The organism is Mycobacterium sp. TH-M103 (genome assembly GCF_057473785.1).
Window position 1 is genome coordinate 1 of sequence record NZ_JBYCLG010000147.1, and the last position, 24,673, is coordinate 24,673.

General features: G+C 67.3%; 26 protein-coding genes and 6 pseudogenes. 14 read left to right on the forward strand and 18 right to left on the reverse strand.

The annotated features are described in order from the left end of the window. Positions 1-46: 46 nt before the first annotated feature. From AC2VOR_RS08055 to AC2VOR_RS08090, 8 genes and pseudogenes are all read right to left on the reverse strand, one after another. Positions 47-334, reverse strand: a complete 288-nt coding sequence (locus tag AC2VOR_RS08055; RefSeq protein ID WP_249763148.1) for a transposase — start codon at positions 332-334, stop codon at positions 47-49. Positions 335-576: 242 nt separating this feature from the next. Next, positions 577-1,419, reverse strand: a pseudogene (locus AC2VOR_RS08060) (phage major capsid protein); the annotation flags it as partial. Positions 1,420-1,557: 138 nt separating this feature from the next. Then, entirely contained in the window at positions 1,558-1,878 is a 321-nt protein-coding gene (locus tag AC2VOR_RS08065) for a hypothetical protein (RefSeq protein WP_486963553.1), read from the reverse strand. 122 nt (positions 1,879-2,000) lie between these two features. Continuing rightward, on the reverse strand, positions 2,001-2,198 hold the full coding sequence (locus tag AC2VOR_RS08070) for a hypothetical protein (RefSeq protein ID WP_486963554.1): 198 nt from the start codon (positions 2,196-2,198) through the stop codon (positions 2,001-2,003). Positions 2,199-2,313: 115 nt separating this feature from the next. Further along, positions 2,314-3,273, reverse strand: coding sequence for a hypothetical protein (locus AC2VOR_RS08075; protein ID WP_486963555.1), 960 nt, complete (start codon positions 3,271-3,273; stop codon positions 2,314-2,316). Further along, positions 3,257-3,430, reverse strand: coding sequence for a hypothetical protein (locus AC2VOR_RS08080; protein ID WP_486963556.1), 174 nt, complete (start codon positions 3,428-3,430; stop codon positions 3,257-3,259). The genes AC2VOR_RS08075 and AC2VOR_RS08080 overlap by 17 nt, the downstream gene beginning before the upstream one ends. 181 nt (positions 3,431-3,611) lie before the next feature. Beyond that, entirely contained in the window at positions 3,612-3,791 is a 180-nt protein-coding gene (locus tag AC2VOR_RS08085) for a hypothetical protein (RefSeq protein WP_486963557.1), read from the reverse strand. Between the two features lie 1,088 nt (positions 3,792-4,879). After that, positions 4,880-5,245 carry a hypothetical protein gene (locus AC2VOR_RS08090; RefSeq protein WP_486963558.1) on the reverse strand — a complete coding sequence of 122 codons (366 nt, stop codon included), beginning with the start codon at positions 5,243-5,245 and terminating at the stop codon, positions 4,880-4,882. A 372-nt stretch (positions 5,246-5,617) separates the two neighbouring features. Here AC2VOR_RS08090 and AC2VOR_RS08095 point away from each other — a divergent pair, with 372 nt between their 5' ends. Further along, positions 5,618-6,205, forward strand: coding sequence for a nitroreductase family protein (locus AC2VOR_RS08095; RefSeq protein WP_486963559.1), 588 nt, complete (start codon positions 5,618-5,620; stop codon positions 6,203-6,205). Between the two features lie 302 nt (positions 6,206-6,507). Beyond that, positions 6,508-7,866 carry an MFS transporter gene (locus AC2VOR_RS08100; RefSeq protein ID WP_486963560.1) on the forward strand — a complete coding sequence of 453 codons (1,359 nt, stop codon included), beginning with the start codon at positions 6,508-6,510 and terminating at the stop codon, positions 7,864-7,866. A gap of 16 nt (positions 7,867-7,882) precedes the next feature. Here the strand turns inward: AC2VOR_RS08100 and AC2VOR_RS08105 are convergent, their stop codons facing one another. Both AC2VOR_RS08105 and AC2VOR_RS08110 read right to left on the reverse strand, forming a co-directional pair. After that, positions 7,883-8,017, reverse strand: coding sequence for a hypothetical protein (locus AC2VOR_RS08105; protein WP_486963561.1), 135 nt, complete (start codon positions 8,015-8,017; stop codon positions 7,883-7,885). A 133-nt stretch (positions 8,018-8,150) separates the two neighbouring features. After that, positions 8,151-8,615 carry a cyclic nucleotide-binding domain-containing protein gene (locus tag AC2VOR_RS08110; RefSeq protein WP_369739685.1) on the reverse strand — a complete coding sequence of 155 codons (465 nt, stop codon included), beginning with the start codon at positions 8,613-8,615 and terminating at the stop codon, positions 8,151-8,153. A gap of 231 nt (positions 8,616-8,846) precedes the next feature. Between AC2VOR_RS08110 and AC2VOR_RS08115 the strand changes: the two genes are divergently transcribed. The 4 genes from AC2VOR_RS08115 to AC2VOR_RS08130 are packed head-to-tail and all read left to right on the forward strand — an operon-like array spanning position 8,847 to position 13,269. Continuing rightward, positions 8,847-10,055 (forward strand): acetyl-CoA C-acetyltransferase, encoded by a 1,209-nt coding sequence (locus AC2VOR_RS08115; RefSeq protein WP_369741693.1) that lies wholly within the window; start codon positions 8,847-8,849, stop codon positions 10,053-10,055. After that, complete coding sequence (locus tag AC2VOR_RS08120; RefSeq protein ID WP_369739686.1) at positions 10,052-10,825, forward strand: enoyl-CoA hydratase/isomerase family protein; 774 nt, start codon at positions 10,052-10,054, stop codon at positions 10,823-10,825. The genes AC2VOR_RS08115 and AC2VOR_RS08120 overlap by 4 nt, the downstream gene beginning before the upstream one ends. Continuing rightward, positions 10,822-11,970 (forward strand): CaiB/BaiF CoA transferase family protein, encoded by a 1,149-nt coding sequence (locus AC2VOR_RS08125; protein ID WP_369739687.1) that lies wholly within the window; start codon positions 10,822-10,824, stop codon positions 11,968-11,970. The genes AC2VOR_RS08120 and AC2VOR_RS08125 overlap by 4 nt, the downstream gene beginning before the upstream one ends. Beyond that, positions 11,971-13,269 carry an acyl-CoA dehydrogenase family protein gene (locus AC2VOR_RS08130; RefSeq protein WP_369739688.1) on the forward strand — a complete coding sequence of 433 codons (1,299 nt, stop codon included), beginning with the start codon at positions 11,971-11,973 and terminating at the stop codon, positions 13,267-13,269. It abuts the gene before it with no gap. Between the two features lie 73 nt (positions 13,270-13,342). Here the strand turns inward: AC2VOR_RS08130 and AC2VOR_RS08135 are convergent, their stop codons facing one another. Both AC2VOR_RS08135 and AC2VOR_RS08140 read right to left on the reverse strand, forming a co-directional pair. Next, complete coding sequence (locus tag AC2VOR_RS08135; protein WP_369739689.1) at positions 13,343-14,290, reverse strand: phosphotransferase family protein; 948 nt, start codon at positions 14,288-14,290, stop codon at positions 13,343-13,345. Continuing rightward, entirely contained in the window at positions 14,291-15,091 is an 801-nt protein-coding gene (locus AC2VOR_RS08140; RefSeq protein ID WP_369739690.1) for an SDR family NAD(P)-dependent oxidoreductase, read from the reverse strand. A gap of 284 nt (positions 15,092-15,375) precedes the next feature. Between AC2VOR_RS08140 and AC2VOR_RS08145 the strand changes: the two genes are divergently transcribed. The 3 genes and pseudogenes from AC2VOR_RS08145 to AC2VOR_RS08155 all read left to right on the forward strand — a co-directional run. Then, on the forward strand, positions 15,376-15,813 hold the full coding sequence (locus AC2VOR_RS08145) for a hypothetical protein (protein ID WP_369739691.1): 438 nt from the start codon (positions 15,376-15,378) through the stop codon (positions 15,811-15,813). A 79-nt stretch (positions 15,814-15,892) separates the two neighbouring features. Next, positions 15,893-16,216: a DMT family transporter gene (locus tag AC2VOR_RS08150; protein WP_369739692.1), complete on the forward strand. Its 324-nt coding sequence runs from the start codon at positions 15,893-15,895 to the stop codon at positions 16,214-16,216. A gap of 71 nt (positions 16,217-16,287) precedes the next feature. Continuing rightward, positions 16,288-16,419 (forward strand): annotated as a pseudogene (locus AC2VOR_RS08155) (diguanylate cyclase); the annotation flags it as partial. Between the two features lie 109 nt (positions 16,420-16,528). On the opposite strand, the gene AC2VOR_RS08160 reads toward AC2VOR_RS08155, so the two are convergent. Beyond that, complete coding sequence (locus tag AC2VOR_RS08160; RefSeq protein WP_486963562.1) at positions 16,529-17,545, reverse strand: amidohydrolase family protein; 1,017 nt, start codon at positions 17,543-17,545, stop codon at positions 16,529-16,531. A gap of 84 nt (positions 17,546-17,629) precedes the next feature. Here AC2VOR_RS08160 and AC2VOR_RS08165 point away from each other — a divergent pair, with 84 nt between their 5' ends. The 4 genes and pseudogenes from AC2VOR_RS08165 to AC2VOR_RS08180 all read left to right on the forward strand — a co-directional run bounded on the left by AC2VOR_RS08165 (position 17,630) and on the right by AC2VOR_RS08180 (position 21,145). Next, positions 17,630-17,770 (forward strand): hypothetical protein, encoded by a 141-nt coding sequence (locus AC2VOR_RS08165; protein WP_369739693.1) that lies wholly within the window; start codon positions 17,630-17,632, stop codon positions 17,768-17,770. Between the two features lie 126 nt (positions 17,771-17,896). After that, positions 17,897-20,064, forward strand: a pseudogene (locus AC2VOR_RS08170) (glycogen/starch/alpha-glucan phosphorylase); the annotation flags it as partial. A 6-nt stretch (positions 20,065-20,070) separates the two neighbouring features. After that, positions 20,071-20,813 (forward strand): annotated as a pseudogene (locus AC2VOR_RS08175) (alpha/beta fold hydrolase). A 101-nt stretch (positions 20,814-20,914) separates the two neighbouring features. After that, positions 20,915-21,145 (forward strand): hypothetical protein, encoded by a 231-nt coding sequence (locus AC2VOR_RS08180; RefSeq protein WP_369739694.1) that lies wholly within the window; start codon positions 20,915-20,917, stop codon positions 21,143-21,145. Between the two features lie 13 nt (positions 21,146-21,158). Here AC2VOR_RS08180 and AC2VOR_RS08185 read toward each other — a convergent pair whose 3' ends face one another. Genes AC2VOR_RS08185 through fdxA form a run of 3 tightly spaced genes read right to left on the reverse strand, consistent with a single transcriptional unit; the run spans position 21,159 to position 22,596 of the window. Beyond that, positions 21,159-21,584, reverse strand: coding sequence for a hypothetical protein (locus AC2VOR_RS08185; protein ID WP_369739695.1), 426 nt, complete (start codon positions 21,582-21,584; stop codon positions 21,159-21,161). Further along, positions 21,581-22,231, reverse strand: coding sequence for a helix-turn-helix transcriptional regulator (locus AC2VOR_RS08190; RefSeq protein ID WP_486963564.1), 651 nt, complete (start codon positions 22,229-22,231; stop codon positions 21,581-21,583). The genes AC2VOR_RS08185 and AC2VOR_RS08190 overlap by 4 nt, the downstream gene beginning before the upstream one ends. A gap of 11 nt (positions 22,232-22,242) precedes the next feature. Next, positions 22,243-22,596: a ferredoxin gene (gene fdxA / locus AC2VOR_RS08195; RefSeq protein WP_486963563.1), complete on the reverse strand. Its 354-nt coding sequence runs from the start codon at positions 22,594-22,596 to the stop codon at positions 22,243-22,245. Between the two features lie 137 nt (positions 22,597-22,733). Here fdxA and AC2VOR_RS08200 point away from each other — a divergent pair. Then, positions 22,734-23,010 (forward strand): annotated as a pseudogene (locus tag AC2VOR_RS08200) (cupredoxin domain-containing protein); the annotation flags it as partial. Between the two features lie 24 nt (positions 23,011-23,034). On the opposite strand, the gene AC2VOR_RS08205 reads toward AC2VOR_RS08200, so the two are convergent. After that, positions 23,035-23,409, reverse strand: coding sequence for a DUF488 domain-containing protein (locus tag AC2VOR_RS08205; RefSeq protein ID WP_369739697.1), 375 nt, complete (start codon positions 23,407-23,409; stop codon positions 23,035-23,037). 155 nt (positions 23,410-23,564) lie between these two features. Further along, positions 23,565-24,581: pseudogene (locus AC2VOR_RS08210) on the reverse strand (N-acetylmuramoyl-L-alanine amidase); the annotation flags it as partial. Between the last annotated feature and the right edge of the window lie 92 nt (positions 24,582-24,673).

Here is a 24,673-nt window from a genome sequence, read left to right on the forward strand (position 1 = left end):
GTCACCGAATAGTTGCCTTCTTCAGCGGAAATAGCTGCGTAAACGTCTACGGTTGCTGTTTCTTCGCGAAGAAGGCGGTAGCTTTTCCCAGGAATTCGACCTCCTGTTCCAGTGATTTCACGCGTCGTCGCAGCCGACGCAACTCGTCCATTTCTGATTCAGTCAACTTATCGCCAATCTCGGGATGTTCCTCCTTATACTGGCGGACCCATCGTGAGACAGACTGTTCCGACACGTTATTTTCACGTGCAATATCAGCAATCGCGCGGGAATGCTCGATCACCTCCAGTGCAATGCTGGCTTTGAACCCGGCAGAGAACCGGCGACGTTCCATACTTGCGACTCCAATTCGGCTCGGCCTCAACAATAGTCAAGGCGGTGTCCGAAAGTCGCCGGGCGGGTCAGTCTCGGTCATGCGGGGTACTGACTCCCTCTCTCGTTTGGTGGGCATAGCAAAAGCCCCCAGGTTTCTTGGCCTGGGGGCCTTCGCGTCGTTATTCAGTTGTCCCCGTTGGGAGTCATCGGAGATGGCTCCCTCAAAGGGCCACGGCTACGCCGTGACCCGTAGGGGTTAGATCACGCCGCGTCGTACAGGCGCACGACACCAGCGGGGTTAGCGAACCCGAACCCAACACGAGCGGTCGCTCGGACCTGAACGGCGTCGTAATCGAACGCCGCATCGGTCGACTGTGCGACCGTGGTCCCGGTGCGCTGGACAACCATGACCTGCGTACCGTCGATGCCCCAGGCGTTGCCCGCTGCGACGTCGGTGCTCACCAGAACCGGCACACCCGCGATGGTCAGGCCATCGGTAACGCCGTTGGCGTTGAACAGGCCGACGTTGGAGCCCGAGGTGAGCTGCTTCGCCTTCGACAGCGACAGCGCCACGTCAGGAGCCAACAGGAACACAGTCAGCTCGGCGTTGTCCGCCAGCGCCGCTGCCTTCGCGTCGTGGAACGGGTCGGCAGAGGTGAACGTCACGGTACCGGTGTCCACGACGTTGACCCCCGTCAACGACTGCAACCCCGAGGGTCCGTTGCTGACGGTGTTCCCGAAGAACGCCGCATCGATCTTCTTGGCGATGGACCGGGCCAGCGCCATAGCGATCTGCTTAGCAACAGCCGGGGTGGTGTCCTGGGCTGCCTCGTTGCTGATCTGGGTCAAACCCTTAACAGCACTCGGGACCACGACCAGCTCATCGGTCGTCGGGTCAGTGAGGCTGATCTGGGTGTTCTCGGGCACCCAGGCAACAGCCGGGTCCGCTGTCAGCAGCGGGAACCGGATCTGCTGGTTGCTGGTGCGGACGACGGTGCCGGCGCGGAACGCGATGGACTTCGCTTCGAGAACGACGTCAAGCTCTTTGCCGTAGTCCTCGGGGGTCCATGCCCTCTGAAGACCAGAGTCGGTTACTGCCATTTGTTTCTCCCTTGTGAGAGTTGTTGTGTGCGAACAAAAAAGGCCCGATCACCTGATCGGACCCGCTGCGACACAGTCGCTTACGTGGTTACTGCCGCCATCACAGACAGCTATGCAGCTACCAAGTCTTTTTGAATCGGGTTACACCCGGAAAACGTCGGCCAACGACGGCTGCCCCTTACCGGGTCGTCCGTTGCCGGTGCCCTGTGACAGGTCCACCGCACGCTGGTTCTTGGCCAGGCCGGGCCGGGACTCGATGACCGCTGCCGCAGCTTCGGCTACGGCCTCGTGGTCTACCCAGCCCTCGGGGGTCAGGAAGTCCGCCAGGGATTTACCGGACATGGCGATGTCCTCGGGTGCGGCCAGGTGCTCGCCCGCCAGCCGGTGAAGCTCCCTGGTTTGAAGGTCAGCGACCCGCGAGGCCAGAGAATCACGTTCGGCCTCGGCAGCACGAAGCTCCATGCGGTATCGCTGCTCTCGTGGCATCGGACGGTCTTCGTTGCCACCCTCCGGTGTCTCTACCCCCTCGGGGGATTCTGTTGGCTCTGTGTGGCTCTCAGCCTCGGGAATCGGTGTCTCTACGGTCATGCTCTGCGGTCTCCTCGGTGGTGGTTGAACAACGCGCGGCGGCGTTCGTCTTCGGTCATGGCGGTGATGCCTGGTATGTGGCGCTCCAACTTCGCGAGCTTCTCGGGGCAGCGGAACCAAGGCAGATCCCCCGCCGCTTCGATGGCGGCGTTGTACGCCACGGTGCGGGCTGCGTAGTCCTCGAACGTGGTCATCAGCCCTCGGGCTGCCTAGCGGGGTCGTGCAGTGGGTCCATCGTTATCTCCCTCGTGAGACGTAGAGACCCGCCTACGAAGTCCGTCGGCGGGCCGTTTGTATTCGGTTGTAGTGCTATGAGCCTTGCGGGGGTCCGTCGTCGGAGAGGAACGCAACCATCGCGGGTGTCAGCGACAGATCCGGGTCCGGCCACTCTTCGAGGGAGCGGCTCGGCGCGATGGCGTCCAGGTCGATCTTCGGTCCAGCGAAGGGGTTCACAACGTCGGTCACGGGTGCCTCCTCAAACGGATCAAGTGAGGGGGCCTTGTCCCAGTTGATGCCGAGGTGACGCTTCGCTTCCCACGCGAAGTACCGCATACGAAGCTCGTACAGGCGGTCGTAATGCTCCCGCTCTGCTTTCAGGGCCAGCCGACGCTCCGCGCGTTGGCGCTTCGCTTCGACCTCAGAATCAGAAAGGGGTACGTAAGTATCATGCATGCTATTTACGTACCCTCTTTGCCACTCAGGGTTGAGCGTCCACAGACGTGACTGCTCTCCGTTCCCTTCCATGCTGACCGCCACGGCCAGCCCACCAGGCTGGACGGTGCGGGCCATGCGCTGCATTGCCTCGTTGGCCTTGATGTGGGCTGTAGCCGAGGTAAACCCGGCAACCTCGGCTAGCTTCCTGCACGAGCAGTACACCGGGTTGACCCCGTGGTTGATGGCGTGTTGCACCAACGCGACCCAGTACCGCTTGTCGCGTTTGAACTTGGCCGCCTCGACCTCGGCCAGCAGGCGTTGGAAAGCCTGCGGGTCAATAGGCTCTTGCGCCTGCCCCATCCTCCGGGCTGGGTCGAACGACTCGTACCCCGCCGTGACCGCACGGCGCAGTTGGTACTCGAATTGCCTAGCCGTGTAGTTGCCCCGCAGCGGGGACTGGTCGATCAACCAGTCCGCGCACTCGTCCTCGGTGTACCCCTGGGAACACATCTCCCACGCGATCATCTTGCCGAGGCCCCAGAGGTCGTCTCTGTGGTCGATGGCGCTGTTCGCGGCGTCCCATAGGTGCCTGGGTAGCTTAGGTAGCCCGGACATAGTCAGTGCCCTTGGTGGCCTGGTCGATCCGGTTGCGTAGCTCGGCTATGTCGTCGGCACCGAGCAGCAGAAACGCGGAGGTGCCTTGCTTGCCGATTCGGTAGGTGACCTCGCCGCGCTTCGGGTTCCAACGTGCATCGAACGTAACGGTGCTCACCTGTTCCACCTCGTCCGGCACCAACTCGGGCACTTGTAGTAGCTGCCGCACCGAAAGCACCGGTGGTTGCCGGTGTCGAGCTTGTGGTGTGGCGGTGCCTGTATCTTCGGGGCGGTTCTAGCCTCGTGGCAGTCCCGGCACCGGCGCCCGATAGTCGCGGGGTCGCCACACTTGCAGCGCATCAGCGGCCGGCCTTCAACTCGGCCAGCTCGGCGCGGAGCCTGTCAGCCTCCTCGCGGGCTGCGTTGCGCTGAGCGCGGTGCCTCGAAGATTCCTGGCGTAGCCGCAGGATGTGCCTCTGCCAGCTATCGGGCAGTGATTCCAGCGGCATATCCTTGCCCGGTTTGATGTTCATCGACATACCAACCCTCCTGGTTGTGGTGTGGTGGGTAACGGCTCCTGGCCGCACCGGCTGAATAGCCCTCAGATCGTTGCTGAGGGCACGGCCCATCCCTGTGGGAGGGGCCTCAGAGGCGCTGAGCTTCGCTCAGAGCCGTTTACCCCTACGGGGTAGGGGAATGTATAGGGGAGCGACCGTTCGTCGCTTTGTGGGCCTCTCAGCCGGTCTAGCCGGCTATCAAGGTTTCTAGCTTGTGCTCGCGGATCGCAGCGTAAGCAGCACGGTAGCGTCGTTGGCATTCGCGGGACGCGATCCGGTTGCACTGCCGGCACGTCCGGTTGGGCAGCCGATCCTGGGGGCCACGGATGGCGTGGCCGTGCTTGCACTTGGTCATGGCGGTGATCTCCGATCACTTCCGGCGCTTGCGGCAGAGCCGCTGCGCTTGGCGCAGACAGCTTCGCTGTCAAGCGGTTGGCAGCCTCTGACCGCCGGGGTGGATAAGAGACAGCGCCACAGACGCTGCCGTTTCTTCATTGCAAAGTCCGAAAAAGGGGGAGCCCCCCGGCTGCTGGGAACGGCAGCAACCGGAGGGCGAGAGTCCCTACAACTCTGCGACGTATCAACGTCGCTCCCTATCCACGCTGGGGGAGTTAAGCCCAGCGGGAAGCTGGCGCTTGCATCGGAGATGCTGCGCTTGGGGCTAGGCGGGCATCGTGGCTACAGCGAAAGCTGTGCCCGTTGAGGCCCCCGGTGCTACCGGGAGCCGTGCCGCCGAAGCTGGGGAGGACCGCACGAGGGGGACGGTCCTCCGGGGTCCACGGCCTATGCCGTGACCCGTGCCGCGTCTACCGGGTGAGGGAACACCGGGAGCGGCAAGAGAAAGAAAACCGCCTCGCGGGGTGTCGGTGCCGCTTCAGCGGCCTGACCTGGGCCTATGGGCTTAGAAACCCGTACAGGATCGGGCAGGCCCTTCACGTTGAGGGCTTGTACCCCTTCATACTGTAGTACATTCGACTTTTCTAGTTTGGTTCCGATGTACCCCTTCATACTGTAGTAGGGCGAACTTGACGCTTTCCGCCCAACATGTGGCAATCATCACACCAGAAACATCACTGTTGTCGGGCAATCCACTGCCACGCCGCATCGCCGAAATCGCTGCCCATTACTGCGTTCGCCACAGCCTCTACCAGTGCCCGACCCTCTCTGCTGTCGCTGAAGTAGAACTTGAGCTGGGGGGTCATATACAGCGTGGCACGCACGTCGAACGGGACGCGGGAGCCGGCGGGCAAAAGAGCCTCACAGACAGGCACCATGTTGTGCTCCTGTACCTCTGCCATGACCTGCCGCCACGAGGCATCCGTATCCAACGAGAGCGGCCCCCGGCGCACTAGCAGGTGGTGATCCCAATCTCCGCACGCGTAGAGCTGGTCCACGGTGTTCTCTATCTCGACCTTGGGTGTCCACGTTTGGCTCACCTCGGCACCTCATCGCCCCTCAGCGCAATGTCGGGGTGTGGGCTGGCGATAAATCGGCACCCGCAACCATCCACATGCAACGGCAGGGGGACCCCAAGCTCGGGCACTCTCGTCACCTCCCCGCACCGTTCATCCTCGGTGCCGGGAATCACCAGGAGAAGGCCAGAGTCGGCCAGCATACTGATGAGAAGACTCTCGCTGATCGCCAGCTCGTTTGCGGCGTCAGCGATTCCGACTATCTCCTGGGCCGGGTCGTTTGGTGCGGTAGGTGGCTTGTAGTCGGCGCAGAACCTGCAGACACCAGACGGGTTATCGGTCGGCACGGTGCAGTATACGCATTCGATCATCGGTCGTTCCTCTCTCGTTAGGGCTGTGATCACCTACGCGAACGCCCGGTTCGCCCCCAGCGGGGGCAACCGTCAGGGCGCACACATCACCGTGGTGCGCGACCCCCAGACCCGTCGCCGGCTCGCCGAGCTGGGCGCTCCCGCCGCCCGCCGCTACTTCGCCCAGCTCACGGCGGGCGAGAGCCCGTGGAACCCGCTGCACCCCAGCGGTGTGCCCCGGGACGTCATCGAGGCGACCGAGATTCCCGACACGTTCGTCGCGCCGCTGGCGAACGCGCCGGTCCTGCTGGTCGTCTCCGTCGACCTGGGCGTTCTCGCCGCCCTCGACCAGGACCTGGACCGCGTCGGCATCGCCGGCGGGGCCTCGGTCTACCCGCTGGTGTGGAACATCCTGCTGGCCGCCCGCAGCGAGGGCTACGGCGGCACGATCACCACGATGGCCATCGCGGCCGAGGACCGGGTCCGAGCGTTGCTGGGCATCCCCGACACGCACGCGGTCGCCGCGCTCGTGCCGCTGGGCAAACCCACCCGCCGGCCGACCATGCTGCGCCGCCGGCCGGTCGCGGAGTTCGTCACCCGCGAACGCTTCGACGGCCCCGCGTTCGAGGGCTGAGGCCACCGCCGTTTACCCCCGCGACCGCGCGGGAAGTGCTCATGGATGGCGCCGTCGTCCGCACCGGGAACCCGGTGCGCCGTGCCCGACCGTTCGACGAGCCCGCGTGGGTGAGCGGTCCCGCCGGGTGAGGGGCAGGCCGGCTTCGGCGGTGGGCGGGCGGGCCTTGGCCAACTGACCGGAAAAGGCGACGAAACACCTTGACGCACAATGCTTCTCAGGCCAGATCCGTACAGGAGTACATCGACGAAAGGCCGCGGTGGCCGGATGGCACCGAGACGCCCGCCACGCCGATGACCTCGATGCAGCTGCGGATATGGGCGCTCGCTTCGGCGGGAAAGTTCTTCGAGGGCATGGTGGTCTTCATGACCGGGGTGGCCCTGCCGCTGATCTCGATCGAGTTCCACCTGGCCGCCTCGGACCAGGGCTTCGTTACCGCGGCCTCACTGGCGGGCATCCTGGTCGGGGCCAGCGCCCTGGGTGGCCTGGCCGACAGGTACGGGCGCAAGCGCATGTTCGTCGTGGAGATGGTCATCTTCTCGGTGTTCCTGGTGGCGTTGACCATGTCACCCAACTTCGTGCTGCTGGTGGTCTTCCTGTTCGGCGCCGGGCTGGCCCTGGGCTGCGACTACCCGACCGCGCACATGGTCATCGCCGAAAGCACTCCGTCGTCGCGGCGCGGCCAGCTGGTGTTGAGCGCGTTCGCGTTCCAGGCCGTGGGCGCGCTCGTCGGCACGGGAGTCGGCTTCGTGATCCTCTACCAGAACCCGGACGTCACGGCGTGGCGGTGGATGTACGGCGTCGCGATCGTGCCGGCGGTCCTGGTCATCGCCGGTCGGCTCTCCGTCACCGACAGCCCGCAGTGGCTGTTGTCGCGGGGCCGGACAGCCGACGCCGAGAAGGCCACCCGCGAGTTGCTGAAGCGCGACCCGCAGTACCCGCAGCAGGTGTCGCTGCGCCGCCCGGGCGGCGCGACCGACGCCAAGCCGGAAAGCGGCTACCGGGCGCTGTTCACCGCGGGCAACCGCCGGGCAACCGTCCTCGCTTCGGTTCCGTGGTTCCTGCAGGATCTCGGTGTCTACGGCATCGGCATCTTCACGCCCACGATCCTGGCCGCGCTCATCGGCAAGAAATCGCAGGCACACACGCTGCCCGGCACCGTCCACAACGACATCCTGGGGATCAAGGGTTCGGCGCTGATGGATGCGTTGTTCGTCCTCGGCGTCGTGACCGCCATCGTGGTGGTGGACAGGGCGGGGCGCATGCGGCTGGAGATCCTCGGTTTTCTGGGCTGCGCGGCGGGCCTGGCGCTGGCCGCGCTGTCGATCCGGCAGGGCGGCGGCCACGACATGGCACTGCTCTTGACCGGCTTCACGCTGTTCTACTTCATGTCGAACCTGGGTCCCAATTCGATGACCTACCTGGTGGCCGGCGAGGTTTTCCCGACGGGCTTGCGCGGCAAGGGCGCGGGGTTCGCCGCGTCCTTCGCCAAGGTTGCCGCGGTCACGGCCGCGTTCCTGTTCCCCATGCTGCTCGACTCCATCGGCACCGCCGCCCTGCTCTGGATCCTGGTCGGCGCGTTCCTGACGGGCGCCGCGGTGACATTCCTGTTCAGGATCGAGACCAGAGGCGTCGACTTGGAGCGCGTCGGCCGCGCGTGAGGAGCTCGCCCGCAACTCAGAACCGGATGAGCCCGCGCAGGTTCACCCCGGCGTGCAGGTCGGCGTAGCCGGTGTCGATCTCCTCGAGGGTGTACTCGCGGGTGACGAGCTCGCCGAGCTTGAGCCGTCCGGCGCGGTGGAGGTCGAGCATGCGCGGGATGCCGCTCCCGGGGTTCGACGATCCGAAAAGCGATCCGCGCGAATGCTTTTCGTACAGGTTCAGATCGAACAGCGACAAGTCGACAGAGGTGACTGGGTTACTACGTTGGCGACGGTCCGGCCCCTCAGTCCAGCGCATCCCCGTAGAGGTCCAGGAGCCGAAACCTCGTCGCGTCGAGATGCTGTCCGAGTACCGCGATCACACGCTTCTGCAGCTCGTATCCGAGTTCGTGATCCTGTTCGCACTTCTCGCGCAGGCATTTACCGTCGAAGACGATCGCGCGGGTCGTCTCCGCCGCGCGCACATCGAACCGCCAGGTGTAGGGCGGCACCAACCACGACCATCCGAGGATGTCACCGGCCCCGAGCGTCTGGATCGTCAGGCCACCGCGGCCCAGCACGGCGATTTCGAGTGCGATCCGGCCGGCGCGGATGAGGTGGAAGTGGTCGGCCGGGTGGCCTTCACGGCAGATCAGCTCCCCGGCGTCGAAGCGCATGTTCGACGCGCAGCCGACCGCCAGCTCCAGGTAACGCGGGTCCATTCCGTCGAAGAACGGATGGCCGGCCAGAACGCCTTCGAGCGTCCTCACTGCGTGTTCCTCTCACGGCGCCGAACAGCTGCTTGGGACGGACCATAGAGGACGCGACGGCCTTCGTCCACGATCCAGCAAGATCCGCGGAAAGCGGTTGCCGGCGGCTTGCGCGGCGGGCAGCGGGTAGCGCCGAGAATGGCTTCCCCTTTCCGGAGAAGACTATTCTCCTCACTTGAGAGACACATTACGATCGGCTGAGGAAGATTGGAGCCCGACATCGACGCCTGGATCCTCGACGCGGTACGCACACCGCGCGGCCGCGGCCGCCCCGACGGGGCGTTGCACGCCGTACACCCGCAGGCCCTGTTCGCCCGCTGCCTGACCGCACTGGCCGAGCGCACCGGTTTCGACCCGGCCGACGTCGACGACGTCATCGCCGGCAACGGCATCCTCAGCGGGGACCACACCGACGACATCGCGCGCCTGTCGGTGCTGCTGGCCGGCTGGCCCGAGACCGTGCCGGGGATGACGCTGAACCGGTTCTGCGGGTCGGGGCAGCAGGCGGTCACCGTCGCGGCGTCGGCGATCGCGGCCGGCAGCGAGGACCTGATGGTCGCCGGCGGCGTCGAGTCGATGTCCCGTTGGGGCGTCGCGGCCGGGATCCCGACGATCGACGGCGGCAACCCCGACTTTCGTAAGCGTTACCCGACCGTCCCGCAGGGAATTTCGGCCGACCTCATCGCCACCCTCGAAGGGTTCGGCCGCGACGACGTCGACGCCTATGCGGCGCGCAGCCAGCACCGGGCCGCCGCGGCGGTCGACGACGGCCGGTTCGAGCGATCCCTGGTCGGGGTTACCACCCCCGACGGCTGCGTCGAATGCGACGAGCATCCGCGCCCCGGGACCACCGCCGAGACGCTGGCGCGCCTGCAGCCCGCCTTCGCCGCGATGGGCGCGGCCCGTGCCGAGGGCGAGCGGTTGACCTTCGACGAGATCTGCCTGCGCCGCTACCCGGGCATCGACCGCGTCGAGCACGTCCACCATGCGGGCAACTCGTCGGGGGTCGTCGACGGCGCCGCGGCGGTGCTGCTCGCCTCCGCGAAATGGATTCAGGCACAAAGGGTTTCATCGCGTGCACAGATCCGCGCCACGGCCGCGGTCGGCAGCGAGCCCGTCATCATGCTCACCGCGCCCGGGCCCGCCGCGCAGCGCTGCCTGGCCCGCGCCGGCATGAGCGTGGCCGACATCGACCTGTGGGAGATCAACGAGGCCTTCGCCGCGGTCCCGCTCAAGACGATGCGCGACCTCGACATCGACCCCGAGCGGGTCAACGTCAACGGCGGCGCCATCGCCCTGGGCCACCCGATCGGCGCCACCGGCGCGATGCTGCTGGGCACCCTGCTCGACGAGCTCGAACGCCGGGATCTGGCAACGGGTCTGGTGACCATGTGCACCGGCGGCGGCATGGGCACCGCGACGATCATCGAACGCGCATGAGCACCCTGGAGCTCGACCGGCCCCGCGGCGGGGTCGTCGTCGTCCGCCTGAACCGGCCGCGGTGCCTCAACGCCGTCAACGAGGCCATGCAGACCGAATTGCGCGACGTGCTGGCCGATCTGGCCGGCGAGGACTCCGCGCGGGCCGTCGTGCTCACCGGCGCCGGCCGCGGTTTCTGCGCGGGAATCGACATGCGCGACTTCGGGCCCGCCATGCCGGAGGCCTCCGCGCCCGCGCTGGACCGGTTGCGTTTCCAGGAACGCATGACCGCACTGGCGGAGGCGATCCGCGGACTGCCGCAACCCGTCGTCGCCGCGGTCAACGGTCCCTGTGTCGGCGCGGGCTTCGCGTTGTGCCTGGCCGCCGACATCCGGATCTGTTCGACCGCGGCGTCGTTCGGCAACGCCGCGATCCTGCTGGGGCTCTCGGGCGCCGAGATGGGCATGAGCTACCACCTGCCCCGCATCGTGGGCACCAGCGTGGCCGCCGACTGGATGCTGACCGGGCGCACGATTCCGGCCGCCGAAGCCGACCGGCGCGGCCTGGTCAGCGAGGTGGTCGAACCCGACCGGCTGCTCGAGCGGGCCGTGGAACTGGCCACCCTGATCGCCGGTCTCCCCCCGCTGGGCGTGCGGCTGACCAAGCGCGCGCTGCAGGTCAACACCGACGCGGCGAGCCTGTCCGCCGCGCTGGAGCTGGAGAACCGCAACCAGGTCCTCGCCCACGCCACCGACGAGGCGGCCGACCGCCGCGCGAAGTGGACCACATGAGCGGCCCGCTGCGGGGCCTGCGCATCGTGATGATGGGCGGGCTGGGGCCCGCGCCGTTCTGCGGGATGCTGTTGGGCGACTTGGGCGCCGACGTGGTCCGCGTGGACCCCGTCGCGGGCGTGGACGGCCCGTTGCCGATCGACTACACGGTCCGGCGCGGCCAGCGGTCGCTGGCCGCCGACGTCAAAGACCCCCGCGGCCGCGACCTGGTGCACCGTCTGGTAGCCGGCGCCGACGCGTTCGTCGACGTGTACCGGCCGGGGGTCGCCGAGCGGCTGGGCATCGGGCCGGACGCGTTGCTGGGACGCAACCCCCGGCTGGTGTATGCCCGCATGACGGGATACGGGCAGGACGGACCCCTGTCCGGGCACGCGGGCCACGACATCAACTACATCGCCCTGGCCGGCGCGCTACACGGGATCGGCACCGCCGAATCGCCGGTGCCGCCGCTGAATCTGGTCGGCGACTACGGCGGCGGCGGGATGCTGCTGGCGGTCGGCCTTTTGAGCGCGATCCTGGAGGCCCGCGAGTCCGGAGCGGGTCAGGTGCTCGACGTGGCCATGGTCGACGGCGTGGCCACGCTGCTGGCGCCCTACTTCGGGATGGTGCCCACCGGCACCTGGCGCGACCGCCGCCAGGACAACCTGCTCGACGGCGCCGCCCACTTCTACGGCGTCTACGTCACCGCCGACGGCCGTCACGTCGCTGTGGGCGCGATGGAACCCAAGTTCTACGCCGAGCTGTGCGAGCGGCTCGGCGTCGGCGTTCCCCACGACGACGACGCACCGTCGACCTGGTCGGCGCACCGCGCGGCGCTGGCCGCGCGCTTCGCCGAGAAGACCCGCGACGAGTGGGAGCGCATCCTCGACTCACCGGGATGCTGTGCGACACCGGTGCTTTCGCTGTCCGAGGCACCGCATCACCCGCACCTGGCCGCGCGCGGGACATTCGTCGACGTGGACGGCGTCACCCAGCCCGCGCCGGCGCCACGCTTCTCGCGCACCCCGCCCGCGGCGCCCGGCGCCCCGTCGCTGCCCGGCGATCACACGCGTGCGCTGCTACGCGAACTGGGATTGGACCCCGAGGCCGTCACTGCCCTCGTCGATGCCGGCGTGGTGGCCCAGAGCAACCGGAAGGAACGATAGATGGCGTGGGACTTCTCCACCGACCCGGAGTGGGCGGCGCAACTGAAATGGGTCGAGGACTTCGTGCGCGAGGAGTGCGAACCGATCGACCTGATCGTCAAGGAGTCCCACGACCTCAACGACCCGGTGCGTCAGGCACTGATCCCGCCGCTGCAGGAGATCGTCAAGGAGCGTGGGCTGTGGGCCACGCACCTCGGGCCGCACCTGGGCGGTCCCGGCTACGGGCAGGTGAAGCTGGCGCTGCTCAACGAGATCCTGGGCCGCTCGGAGTGCGCGCCGATCGTGTTCGGCTCCCAGGCACCCGATTCGGGCAACAGCGAGATCCTCGCGCACTACGGCACACCCGAGCTCAAGGCGCGCTACCTCGAGCCGCTGCTGGACAACCGCATCGTGTCCTGTTTCTCCATGACCGAGCCGCAGGGCGGCGCCGACCCGAAGGTGTTCCGCACCACCGCCGTGCCCGATGGTGATAACTGGATCATCAACGGGGAGAAGTGGTATTCCTCGTTCGCGTCGATGGCGTCGTTTCTCATCGTGATGGCGATGACCGACCCCGACGCGCCGCCGTACCAGCGCTGCTCGATGTTCGTCGTGCCGGGCGACACCCCGGGCATCAACGTGCTGCGCGACGTCGGGCTCGGCTATCAGCCGCTGGGTGGCGGCGGGCGCGAGGGTTACGTCCGCTACGAGAACGTCCGCGTGCCGGGAGACCACATGCTGGGCCCGCGCGGCGGCGCGTTCGTGGTCGCCCAGACCCGCCTGGGCGGCGGGCGTATTCACCACGCCATGCGCACGGTCGGCTTGGTGCGGCGGATCTTCGACATGATCTGCGAGCGGGCGGTGTCGCGCTACACCCAGGGCGAGGTGCTGGCCAACAAGCAGCTCGTCCAGGAGATGGTCGCCGACTCGTGGATGGAGATCGAGGCGTTCCGGTTGCTGACGCTGCAAACCGCTTGGAAGATCGACCAGTTCAACGATTACCAGGCGGTGCGGGCCGACATCTCCGCGGTCAAGGCGATGATGCAGAAGGTGCTGCACGACGTATCGGCGCGGGCGCTGCAGCTGCACGGATCGCTGGGCACCAGCCACGAGATGCCCTTCGTGCAGTACCTGGTGGAGTCCTTCGTGCTCGGCCTGGCCGACGGCCCCACCGAGGTGCACAAGGTGACGCTGGCGCGCCAGCTGCTCAAAGACCGGCAGCCCGCTCCCGACCTGTTCCCCTCCGAGCATCTGCTGCGGCTGCGTGCGGCCGCGGAGGCGAAGTTCGCCGACAAGCTGGCCGGCATTCCGCGCGCGTAGCCGCCCCAGCGCGAGCGTGCGTGTCTGGACGCGACACGCCGCTGCACCGTGGCATTTCGCGCACCCTCGCGAGCTAGCGGCCCAGAATCGTCCGGGCGCGCTGCAGCAGCCGGGGCAGGGCCGCCGCCATGGCTTCCAGGTCGGCCCGCGGCGAACGCCTGCGGCGGTTGTGCTTGACGATCAGCGACCACGTGGCCGCCGACTTGAAGCACGCCAGGGCGGTGAACCAGTCCAGGTCGCCGACCTCGCGGCCCAGCCGGTCGCGGTAGATCGCGGTCAGCTCGGCGACCGGTGGGGCGACATCGCCGCGTGAAACGCGACGATAGGTGTCCGGATCGCAGTTGATCAGAAACCAGCCCGCATCGATGCGCGGGTCGCCGATCGACCAGATCTCCCAGTCGATCACCGCGTCGATGCGGGCCCCGGCGGCCATCAGGTTGCCCAGCCGGAAGTCTCCGTGAATCACGCTGGGCCCCATGACTTCCGGCGCACAACCCAACAGCGCGTCGCGCACGTCCTGCCACCCGGGCACCAGCGCCGGGTCGACGGTGCCCAGGGTGTCGCACCAGCGCCGGACTTCGGCGGCCGGGTCGACGACCGGTTCGTCGCCCAGCCCCAGCGCGGCCGGCGAGAGACGGTGCAGGGCGGCCATGACGCGGCAGGCGTTGCGGTACCGGTCGGCCAGGTCGGCATCCGGTGGGCAACCGTCGAACAACGGCTCCACGCACTCGCCGTCGATGCGCGACATCACGAACAGCGGCGGGCTGCCGGGGTCCTCCCACACCACGGCGGGCACCGGAAAATCGCTTTCCGCAAGCGCTTTGATGACGCGCGCCTGCCGCAGCACGTCGCGGTGCCCGATCGCCTCGACGCCCGGCGGGGCAACCTTGACCACCACGGGCCGGCCGCCCATCGCGGCGGCGAAGGTGAGGCTGGAGGCGCCCCCGGCGAGTGGATGGACGTCGCCGACGCCGGCGCGGGCGAGGCGCCCGCGCAGCTCGTCGAGGTCCAGTTCGGCCATTCAAACGGCGGGCTGGGTCCAGCCGGCCTCGGCGAGGAACGACTGGGTGTGCGCGATGCGGCCGGTCAGGGTTTTCGGATCGCCGGTGCACAACCGGAAGGCGGTCTCGGTGATCAGCTCGATGTCCTCGGTGTCGGCCTTGGCCAGGTCGAGGGCGCCGGCCCCCGGTGTCGCCACCGGGTCGGACGGGGCGGCGGCGTTGACGGCGATGCCGTCGTCGTACAGTTCGGCGGCAAGGCTTTTGGTCAGCCGGTTGAGGGCGGCCTTGGCCGTCCCGTAGACACCGAAGCCGGCGCTGCGGTCGAACTCGGAGAACGGCGGCCCCGGTGGCAGGTCGCCGCCCACCGAGGTCAGATTCAGGATCCAGCCCCGTCCGCGCTCGCGCATCGCGGGGATCGCCAGCTGGCACAGGTGCAGCGGTCCCAGGACGTGCATCTCCATCATCAGCCGCACCCGCTTCTCGGGGAATTCGTCGAGGGGCCGCAGGAAGGTCACGGCGGCGTTGTTGACGAGGATGTCCGGGGCGCCGACGGTGTCGTGCACCTCGGCGTAGAGGCGTTCGCGTTCGCCGGACTGGGACAGGTCGGCCTGGATCGCCACCGCGCGGCCGCCGGCGGCCGCGATCTCGTCGCGGGTCTGGCGCAGCGATCCCTGGTACTTGGGGTCGGGGTCCATGGTGCGGGCGGTCAGCGCGACCGTGGCACCCCGCGCAGCCAGTCGCGCGGCGATCGCCTTGCCCAGCCCGCGACTGCTCCCGGTGACCAGCGCCACCATCCCGTCACACCGTTGGCCGGCGTTCATTCTCGACCTCCTCCAGCCGCCCGAAAACGGCTTCTCCGATCTAGAGAATGCCATTATCGGCGGTGCCGGCAAAGTGCGGCCGGCGTGTCGACCCCGGCCGTGTGCGCCGGGGTCGCCGCCACGCCCTATCCACCCGGCGAAACGCATGTGGCTCCCGGCGAAATCATCGCCCGCCCGGGCCGCGCACGGGGCCGCGCGCCCGTAGACTCCGGGCCTCCGGATCGAGCCGTCGGGACGGCAGCGGCGCAGAGGAGAGCAACCCCCATGATCATCGTTCGCCCATCGTGATCGTCTTCTCGTTGCGCACCGCCGCCCGGTCCACCATCGAATTCGGCGCCCTTTACCGGGTCTCGGCGGGGGCCGTCTTCGCCGCGCTCGCCGATTGCGACTACCTCGTCGATGCGGGCCCCACACCGGAGCCGGGACGCGCACTGGGCCTGCACGAGGAATACCGCATCGAGGCGGGTCCCGCGCTGCTGACGGTGTCGGCCGACGCCTTCGCCGGCCACGTCCGATTCGTGCTCGACGGCCCGCGGTTCGGTTTCGATTTCGGAGCCACCCGCAACGACCCGGTCACGTGGATGCGGCTGGTCACACTCGCGGTTCAGTACGCCGACGCCTACCGGATCCTCGCGGACGTCGCAGACCCGCACGTGGGCTTCGGCCTCACGCGGGGCGTACGGCCACCACTGCGCGCGGTCCCCGACGTCACCGACACGTAGCTACGCCACGCGCGGCGGGCGACCGCCCGCACGCCCCCGTCGTGTACACCTACAGGGGGTTCGTACACCGGGAGGCGACGTGAGCTATCTGCTCCTCATCTGCGCGATCTTCGCCGAGGTGGCGGCGACCAGCCTGCTCAAGAGCACCGAGGGCTTCAGCCGGCCCTGGCCCACCGTGGCGTGCCTGGCCGGGTACGCGGTGGCGTTCGCGCTGCTGGCGCTGTCCATCTCGCGGGGTATGCAGACGGACGTGGCCTACGCGCTGTGGTCGGCGATCGGGACGGCCGCGATCGTGCTGATCGCCGTCCTGTTCCTCGGCTCTCCCCTGTCGGCCGCCAAGGTCGTCGGGGTCGGCCTTATCATCGCCGGGGTCGTCACGCTGAACCTCTCCGGTGCCCACTGACCGCCGTATTCGCGCACAGCGAAATTGCCACCGGCACAACGCGATGAGGTAGCCTGGGCCATCCGACTGGGGTGATGGTTCCCATCCGCAGGCTCGACCCCATCGGGGCGATCGGCAACTACTGGGCGGAAACGCACCGGCCGAGCGAACGAGAGGTTGCGCTGCGCCAGGCGCTCGCCGACGCCACGTCGGTCGCCATGGAAAAAACGGGGTCGTGTCCCGCGGCCGAATCCGGGCTGGATCGCATCGACTCCAACTACGACCTGTGTTTCGCCTTCCTCGCCCACACCGGACTTCCTTTATGACCATGAGTCACTGTATTACCGAAACCTTTTTAGTTGAGGCGTGCGAAGTCAGCTTGAAGAGCTTCTCGGAGTTGTCTCGCCCGATTTTGATGCGATCGGGTTCGCTGATCGGGGTGTCGTCGAACCAGGGGGCGATGTCGTCCATGGTCTCGTAGGGATAGTCGACGGAGAAGAGAATCCGGTCGGCCCCGACTTCGAGGAGGGTGTCGAGCAGCGTTTGGGTCCGGAAGACCCCGCTGGTGGTGAGATAAAAATTGCGCGGCAGGTAGTCCAGCGGCGGCAGCTCGTGCGGTCCGTGGGTCTCCCGGCGTTGGTGACGCAACCGGTGAGTGACCCGGTGCAAGGTGAATGGGAGCGCCTCACCGAGATGCCCGAGGATCACCTGGGCGGTCGGATGCCGGTCGAAAAGGCCGCTGAGAATCAACCGCAGCGCGTGGGTGGCGGTCTCCACACCGAACCCCCACGCGGAGCCCAGCAGCCCCTCATACCCCTGATAGATCCGTTGCTGGCTGGGCAGTGGGATACGGGGGTGCAGGTAAACCGGCACGTCGAGCTCGGTGAGCTTGGCCCAGAACGGCTCCACTTGCGGTTCGTCGAGATACTGCGCGGTGTCCTCGTCGCCGATGTTGCTATAGCCGTTGATCAGTGCGCCGACAAACCCCAGGTCACGAACAGCGCGTTCGAGTTCGTCGGCAGCCTTCTCCGGGTCCTGTAGCGGCAGGGCGGCAAAGGCCCGCAACCGGTCCGGGTATTTCGCGACCAGGTTCTCGGCGGCGAAGTCGTTCATCTTCTTCGCCGTATCGACCGCCAGCTTGGTGTTGGTGATTCCCTCGATGCCGGGCTGCGTCAACGACAGGATATCGATGGCGATCCCGTTGCGGTCCATGTCCTCGACACGCCGATCCACCTCCCGCAGCCGGCGCTGCACATCGGCGAAATACTCGGTGGCGGTGAAGTCATGTTCTCCGGTGGCCGGAAACTCGGCGGACTCCCAGTGCTCTTCGAGAGCGATCTTTCCCTTCATGGTTGAACCTCTCCAAACAACTATTCAAATGTACCGATAGGTAAGAGTATTAAGCGTGGTTGTTCCGGTCGATACAATCAAGGGGTGTCCCGAACGCCCGACCCGCATAAGCGGCAAGCCCTGCTCGAATCCGTGGTCGAGCAGCTCCAGGAGCGCGGCGTCAACGATCTGTCGCTAGCCCCGCTGGCCGAGGCGATAGGGATGAGCAAGCGAAAGCTGTTGTAATACTTCGGGGATAGAGGTCAGCTGCTGTCGCAGGTGCTGGAAGCCAGCCGGCCGAACGTCGGGCAAATGTTCGAGGGGGTGTGCGACACCGCTGACCTCTCGCCCGCCGCTATGGCGCTATGGACCGCGCTGGCGGCGATGGGCCAGAACCTGGACACGGTGCTGGCCTGCGCGGAGGGACCCGGGCTGGGCAACGGCGGCCTCGGCCGGCTCGCCGCGTGCTACCTGGACTCGCTGGCCACCCTCGAACGTCCGGCGATCGGCTACGGCATCCGCTACGAGTTCGGCATCTTCGACCAGGAGATTCGCGACGGCTGGCAGGTCGAGCAGACCGACAACTGGATCGACAACGGAAACCCCTGGGAGATCGCCAAACCCGACATCAACTATCTGGTGAAGTGGGGCGGCTACGCCGAGTACTACAGCGACGAGGCCGGCCACGACCGCGTGCGGTGGGTGCCGGGACGGGTGCTCAAGGGCGTCGCCTACGACACTCCGATCCAGGGCTACGGCGTCAACACCTGCAACGTGCTGACGCTGTGGAGCGCGCGCGCCGTCAAATCCTTTGCGCTGGAAGCCTTCAACACCGGCGACTACTACAAGGCGGTCGAGGACGAGATAACCTCGGAGACGGTCACCAAGGTCCTCTACCCCAACGACGAGCCGGACGTGGGCAAGCGGCTGCGCCTGCTGCAGCAGTACTTCTTCGTGTCCTGCTCGCTGCAGCGAGTGCTGGACCTGATGGAGGAGATCGCCGACGTGTCCGTCCGCGAGCTCCCCCAGCGGTTTGCCTTGCAGCTCAACGACACCCATCCATCGATCGCGGTCGCCGAGCTGATGCGGCTGCTCGTCGACGAGCGCCATCTCGACTGGGACGACGCGTGGGGCATCACGGTCGCGACGTTCGGCTACACCAACCACACCCTGCTTCCCGAGGCGCTGGAGACCTGGCCCCTGGCGATGTTCGCCGAGTCGCTGCCGCGCCACCTCGAGATCGTCTACGAGATCAACCACCGCTTTCTCGACGAGGTGCGCACGCGGTTCCCCGGCGACGCGGACCGGCTGCGCCGGATGTCGCTGATCGGCGAGGACGACGGCAAGAGCGTCCGGATGGCGCACCTGGCGACCGTGGGCAGCCACGCCATCAACGGCGTCGCCGCGCTGCACTCTGACCTGCTGAAAACCAGTGTGCTGAAAGACTTCTACGAGCTTTGGCCGGAGCGGTTCAGCAACAAGACGAACGGGGTGACGCCGCGCCGCTTCCTCGCGCTGGCCAACCCCGGGCTGCGGGAGCTGTTGGACCGCAAGATCGGTGAGGGCTGGCTGAGTGATCTGTCCCGGCTGCGCGGACTGGAGCCGTTCGTCGACGACGCCACCTTCCGTCAGCAGTGGCGCGACATCAAACGCGCGAACAAGGCCCGCCTGGCCACCTACGTCGGCTCGGTGGCCGGTGTCGAGCTGAACCCGGACTGGATGTTCGACGTCCAGGTCAAGCGCATCCACGAGTACAAGCGCCAGCACCTCAACGTCCTGCACATCGTCGCGCTCTACCACCGGCTCAAGTGCGACCCAGGGCTGTCGATTCCGCCGCGGGCGTCCGTGTTCGGCGGCAAGGCCGCTCCGGGCTATTTCATGGCCAAGCGAATCATCAAGCTGATCAACGCCATTGGGGAGACCGTCAACGCCGACCCGGAGGTCAACCGGTTCCTCGAGGTGGCGTTCGTGCCGAATTTCAACGTGCAGAACGCGCACCTGATCTACCCGGCCGCCGACCTGTCCGAGCAGATCTCCACCGCGGGCAAGGAGGCCTCGGGCACCGGGAACATGAAGTTCATGATCAACGGCGCACTGACCATCGGCACGCTCGACGGGGCGAACGTCGAGATCCGCGAGGAGGCCGGGCCGGAGAACTTCTTCCTGTTCGGCCTGACGGAACGGGAGGTGCAGGCGGTCAAGGCGGACGATACCGCCCGGCCGACTACATCGACGGCGACGAGGAGCTGCGCACGGTGCTCGATCTGATTGCCGCGGGGGCGTTCTCGCGCGGCGACACCGAGGTGTTCCGGCCGGTGGTGGACTACCTCCGCCACGACGACCCGTTCCTGGTGTGCGCCGACTACCGCTCCTACGTCGACTGCCAGGAGCGGGTGAGCGCGGATTGGCAGGACCGGGGGGCGTGGACCAGGATGTCCATCCTGAACACCGCGCGCAGCGGCAAGTTCTCCTCGGACCGCGCCATCGCCGAGTACTGCGACGAAATCTGGAACGTCTGGCCGCTGACGGTGAAAGTCTGACAATATCTGGCCACGACGGTAGTTTTGGTGCACGGCAACCCGCAGACCGACGCGATCTGGGGCCCGCTGGCCGAGGCCCCTCGGGCGCACCGATGTAGTGCGACTGTCGCAGCCCGGGTTCGGTGCGCCGCTGCCCGACGACCTACCTGGCCTACCGTGACTGGCTCGAGGTCGAGCTGGACAAGTTCGGCGGACCGGTTGATCTCGTGGGGCATGACTGGGGTGGTGGCCACGTCGTGAACCTGGTGATGCACCGCCCCGAATTGGTGCGGAGTTGGGCGAGCGACATCGTCGGGGTGTTCGACCCCGACTACGTGTGGCATGACATGGCCCGGGTGTGGCAGACACCCGGCGACGGCGAGCGGCTGGTGGACACCATGCTGGACGGGACGGTCGAGGACCGGGCCGCCCGGATGGCCGCACTCGGCATCCCCTCGGGCGTCGCGACCGCGATCGCCGCGGCGCAGGCGCCGGAGGTGGGCCGGGCGATCCTGCTGCCGTACCGTTCGGCGCGCCAGCCGGCGCTGGCCGAAGCGGGACGTGGGCTCGGCAACGCGGCGGCCCGGCCGGGCTTGTCGATCCTTGCCACCGAGGACCACCATGTGGGCTCGGAGGCGATCCGGCGGCGAGCGGCCGAACGGGCCGGCGCCCGGACCGAAGTGCTCGACGGGCTGGGACATTGGTGGATGTTGGAAGACCCGGCGCGCGGAGCGGCGGCTCTGACCCGGTTCTGGGCGACGCTCGACTGACCGCCACTCATACCAGGTCGACGTGGAGGCCGGCGCACCCCCCTGCACGATTCCGTGGGCGCCCGACAGGGAACCCTTGAGGGATGAGCACGCCACCGGAAGTGAGGGAGCTAATCGACCGCCTCGCCGACGACATCTACGACGCCTACTACGGCATCGAGCATTCCGGCCCGGAATACAACGCGGCGCAGGGCCGGACGGCGGCACGCTTTCTGGCACGCAACCTGCTCCGCAAGGGGTGGCGGAAAGCCGGCGTGAGCGCGCTTCCGCACTGCCCCTACGGGACCTTGACCTGCTATGACCCGGATCCGCACGAGCGCTGCGAGTTGTAGGCGGGGTGTCGGTTCAAAGCGCCAGCAGCAGCGTCCCCGCAACCGCCAGGGCGACCGCCTTGGCCACCTCCAGACCGATGTACGCGTAGTGGCCGCGGGAGCGGGGTGCGTCCCGACCGGCGAGAACCTTGTCGGAACGTCGGGTCAGGAAGGGGCGCACCGCGATCAACTGGATGGCGAGCATCGCGCAGGCGGTCGCGATTGCCGCGGTTGCGCCCGCCGGCGGCGGACTAGGCACGACGACCGCCGCGATCAGGATTGCGAAAACGACCTCGATGCTGTTGAGCGCGCGGAACACCAGGCGCCCGATCCCCAGGCCGATCTGCGTCGTCACGTTGGGTGCGCGGAACTTCAGCGGTGCTTCCAGAAACGAGATGGCGAGCACCATGCCCAGCCACACGAAGGCCACGGCGACGACGATCGATGGTTGGCTGCTCATCTGGAATCTGCCTGCGGGGTCAGGTGGGCTAGGCACAGATCCGGTTCGACGAACGCGTCCAGTCGGTCGACGGCCACCAGCCCCGCCGGGCTCTCCACCACTCCTTGCATGAGGCCGAGGTGAACGGGACACACGATCTCGGCCCGGGCCTCGGCGAGTTCGAGGAAGGGACAGTGCCGCAAGCCGATCTTCCACTCGCCGCGACGCTCGGGCGCGAATCCGAGCTCGTCGAGAACGCCGACGAGCTGTTCGACCGATTCGTTTACGCCCGTCCTTCCTCCCTGCGGCACCGAGCCTTTCAGCTGCGTCCCCCACGCACGGCCCGCGGCGTGCGCCTTGGCGCCCGGGGCGTCACCGGCGGCGAGGCCCGCCGCGAGTATCTCGGCGAGCAGCCGGTAACGGCGCGGTCCGCCGCGGTCCATCTGCGCGATGGCACGGAACATCAGGGCCGGTCGTCCGGGTCGATTGACGTCGGGCTCGACATGTTCCACCCGGCCGTCGCTCACCAGCGTGTCGAGGTGGAGGCGGGCGGTGTTCGGATGCACGTCCAGCACTTCGGCGATCGCGTTGATGCTCATCGGGCCGGGCGCCGCCTTCAATACGCGCAGCACGTCACGACGGCGATCGGGCTGCCCATCGGCTGACATACCGACCGTGTTCACGCTCCCGGCGCGTCCTGCCTGGGCAGGCCGGCCACCAGCGGTGTGTCGACGCCGAGCGGACCCATCTTGGCCGCCCCGCCGGGTGATCCGACGGGCTCGTCCCGGCCGGGCAGGGTTTCGGAGAAGAACGCCGCGTTGTCGGCCTGGTAGGGCTGCAGCTCCGCGGGCAGGTCGTCCTCGTAGTAGATCGCCTGGACGGGGCAGACCGGTTCGCACGCCCCGCAGTCCACACATTCGTCGGGATGGATGTAGAGGGCCCGACCGCCCTCGTAGATGCAGTCGACCGGGCATTCCTCCACGCAGGCCCGGTCCATCACGTCAACACAGGGCTTCCCAATCACGTATGTCATGGCCTAGAGTTTACACAATCCGATTTGTATAAACTAGAACTTGTGCGAGATCCGATGACCGACAACAAATCCGACGCCCGGTACGAGGCGGCGCCCCCGCCGCGGTCCGACCGCGGCGATGAGGCCGTGCAGGGACACTGGCCGCCTGGGTAGGCGAGCGCGTGCGCATCTGGGTAGCTGGCCGCCGGACCGAATCGGGGCAGCTCCTTCCACGTAGGGGGCCAGTTCGACACCGTCTGGCCCGAGGGCGACTACCGGCTCCGCCGGAGCGCGGGCGACTCCCAGATGCTCGGCTTGTTCACGGCCCGAAGCGGATTCGGCGAACTGACCTTCCTACAAACCGGCCGATACCTCTTCGTCTCACACGTGATGCTCGATGCCGGGCGCGGCGCCCACGGCGTCATCGAGGTGACCGGCTCATACCGCGCGACCGGCGGATCAGCGATTGCGACCGGGCGTGTCAGCGAGCCATGCCGCCAGGACGGCCGCCTGACTGTGCTCGACATCGCGGGTGGCCGTCAGCAAAACCACGTCCGTCTCGTCGGCGATCGCTTTGAGGTGCTCGACAGCCGTACGCCGTTCCGGCGACTTCAATTCCGCCACATACCGGCGCCGGAACTCCGCGAACTTCCCGGGATCATGCGAATACCACTTGCGTAGCTCGGTCGAGGGCGCAACGTCACGCAACCACTCGGTCAGATCGAGCGCTTCCTTCTTGATGCCGCGTGGCCAGACCCGGTCAACCAGGACGCGTGCGCCGTCGGACGGCGAAACCTCGTCGTAAACCCTGCGGTAGGAAACATGACCACTCATCGTTCACCCCAGTCGATCCCATCGGTAAGTCTAGTGGGACAGCGCTGAAAAAGCGGCCCCAGCGGCCGGGGGCGAACAGCTTTGACGATGCCCCGACCGCAAACTCCCACTCTCGACGGCTGCGCGGAGGCCGTCACCGCGCACCGGGCCGACCGTCAAACCCGGTTGCGCATCGGCGAAAATCGCTCGAGTTGCACGGGCGGCTCGGTGTCCGACGGCGACGGCACCGCACGCGCAACACCGTCGATCACGCTGACGACCACCTGCTTGCCACGCTCCTTGTTCAGCGTGCCGTGTTGAAAATTCTGGACGACCCACCCGGGCTCCTGGATTTCGGCACTGGTCGGGAGCCCCAGCGCGCTGTGCTCGAAACCCAAAGCACCCCAAGCGGTGTAGATGGAGCCGGCGACGGGTTGCGCCCCGGTGTCCGGTGACCAGTACACCGCCCCCTTCTGGAAGACGACGTAGCGAGTCGCGCCCATCCCGGTCGATTCGGGTGACGACGGTGCGCCCAGTGCGCTGTTCATGCCGCCCATCTCCTGCCAGCGGTCATAGATCGCGGTGCCCTGCAGCGACTGCGCCAACTCCTCGGCGCTGGGACGCTTGTTGAACCGCGCTGCGATGTCGCGGATCTGGTCCATCAAGCCATAACCGACCTGGCCGGGGCAGTCGGTATCGCTGACGTCGCGGTGGGCGAAAATGGTCGGCAGGCCCACGGTGGCACCCAGAGGGAAACGGGTGTACGGACCGCCCTCCGAGGTGAGCGGGACACTGCCCAGCGGGTCGATGCCGTCCAGGGCGAGCCGCCACCCGAGCAGGCGCCCGACGGTGCGCACCTGAACGGGCGTGGGGCCCACCGCGTCGAAATCACCGATCATGCACACGGCCCAGGTGTTGCGGTTGAATCCGCCGGTGTGGGTGCCGTGAACCGATCGGGTCATCCCGCCGAATCGGCCCTCGAACACCTGCCCGTACTTGTCCACCAGGGCGTTGTAGGCGATGTCCGGCCAGCCGAGAGTGCGGGTGTGGTAGGCGTAGATCGACCGCACCATCGCCGCCGAATCCTGCCGGCCGTAATCGTTCACCCCGGCGGTGTGGTGCACGACGCCCGCCTTGATTCCGTTGTCATACACGGGCGCTCGGCCACGAATCGACTCGTCGGCACCCCACTGTTTTGCGTCTGACTTCGCGATAGAGATCGGTGTGTCGATCAGACGACATCCGACGGGTTCTCCGAGCTCTCTTGGAGGATCTGATCATGTCC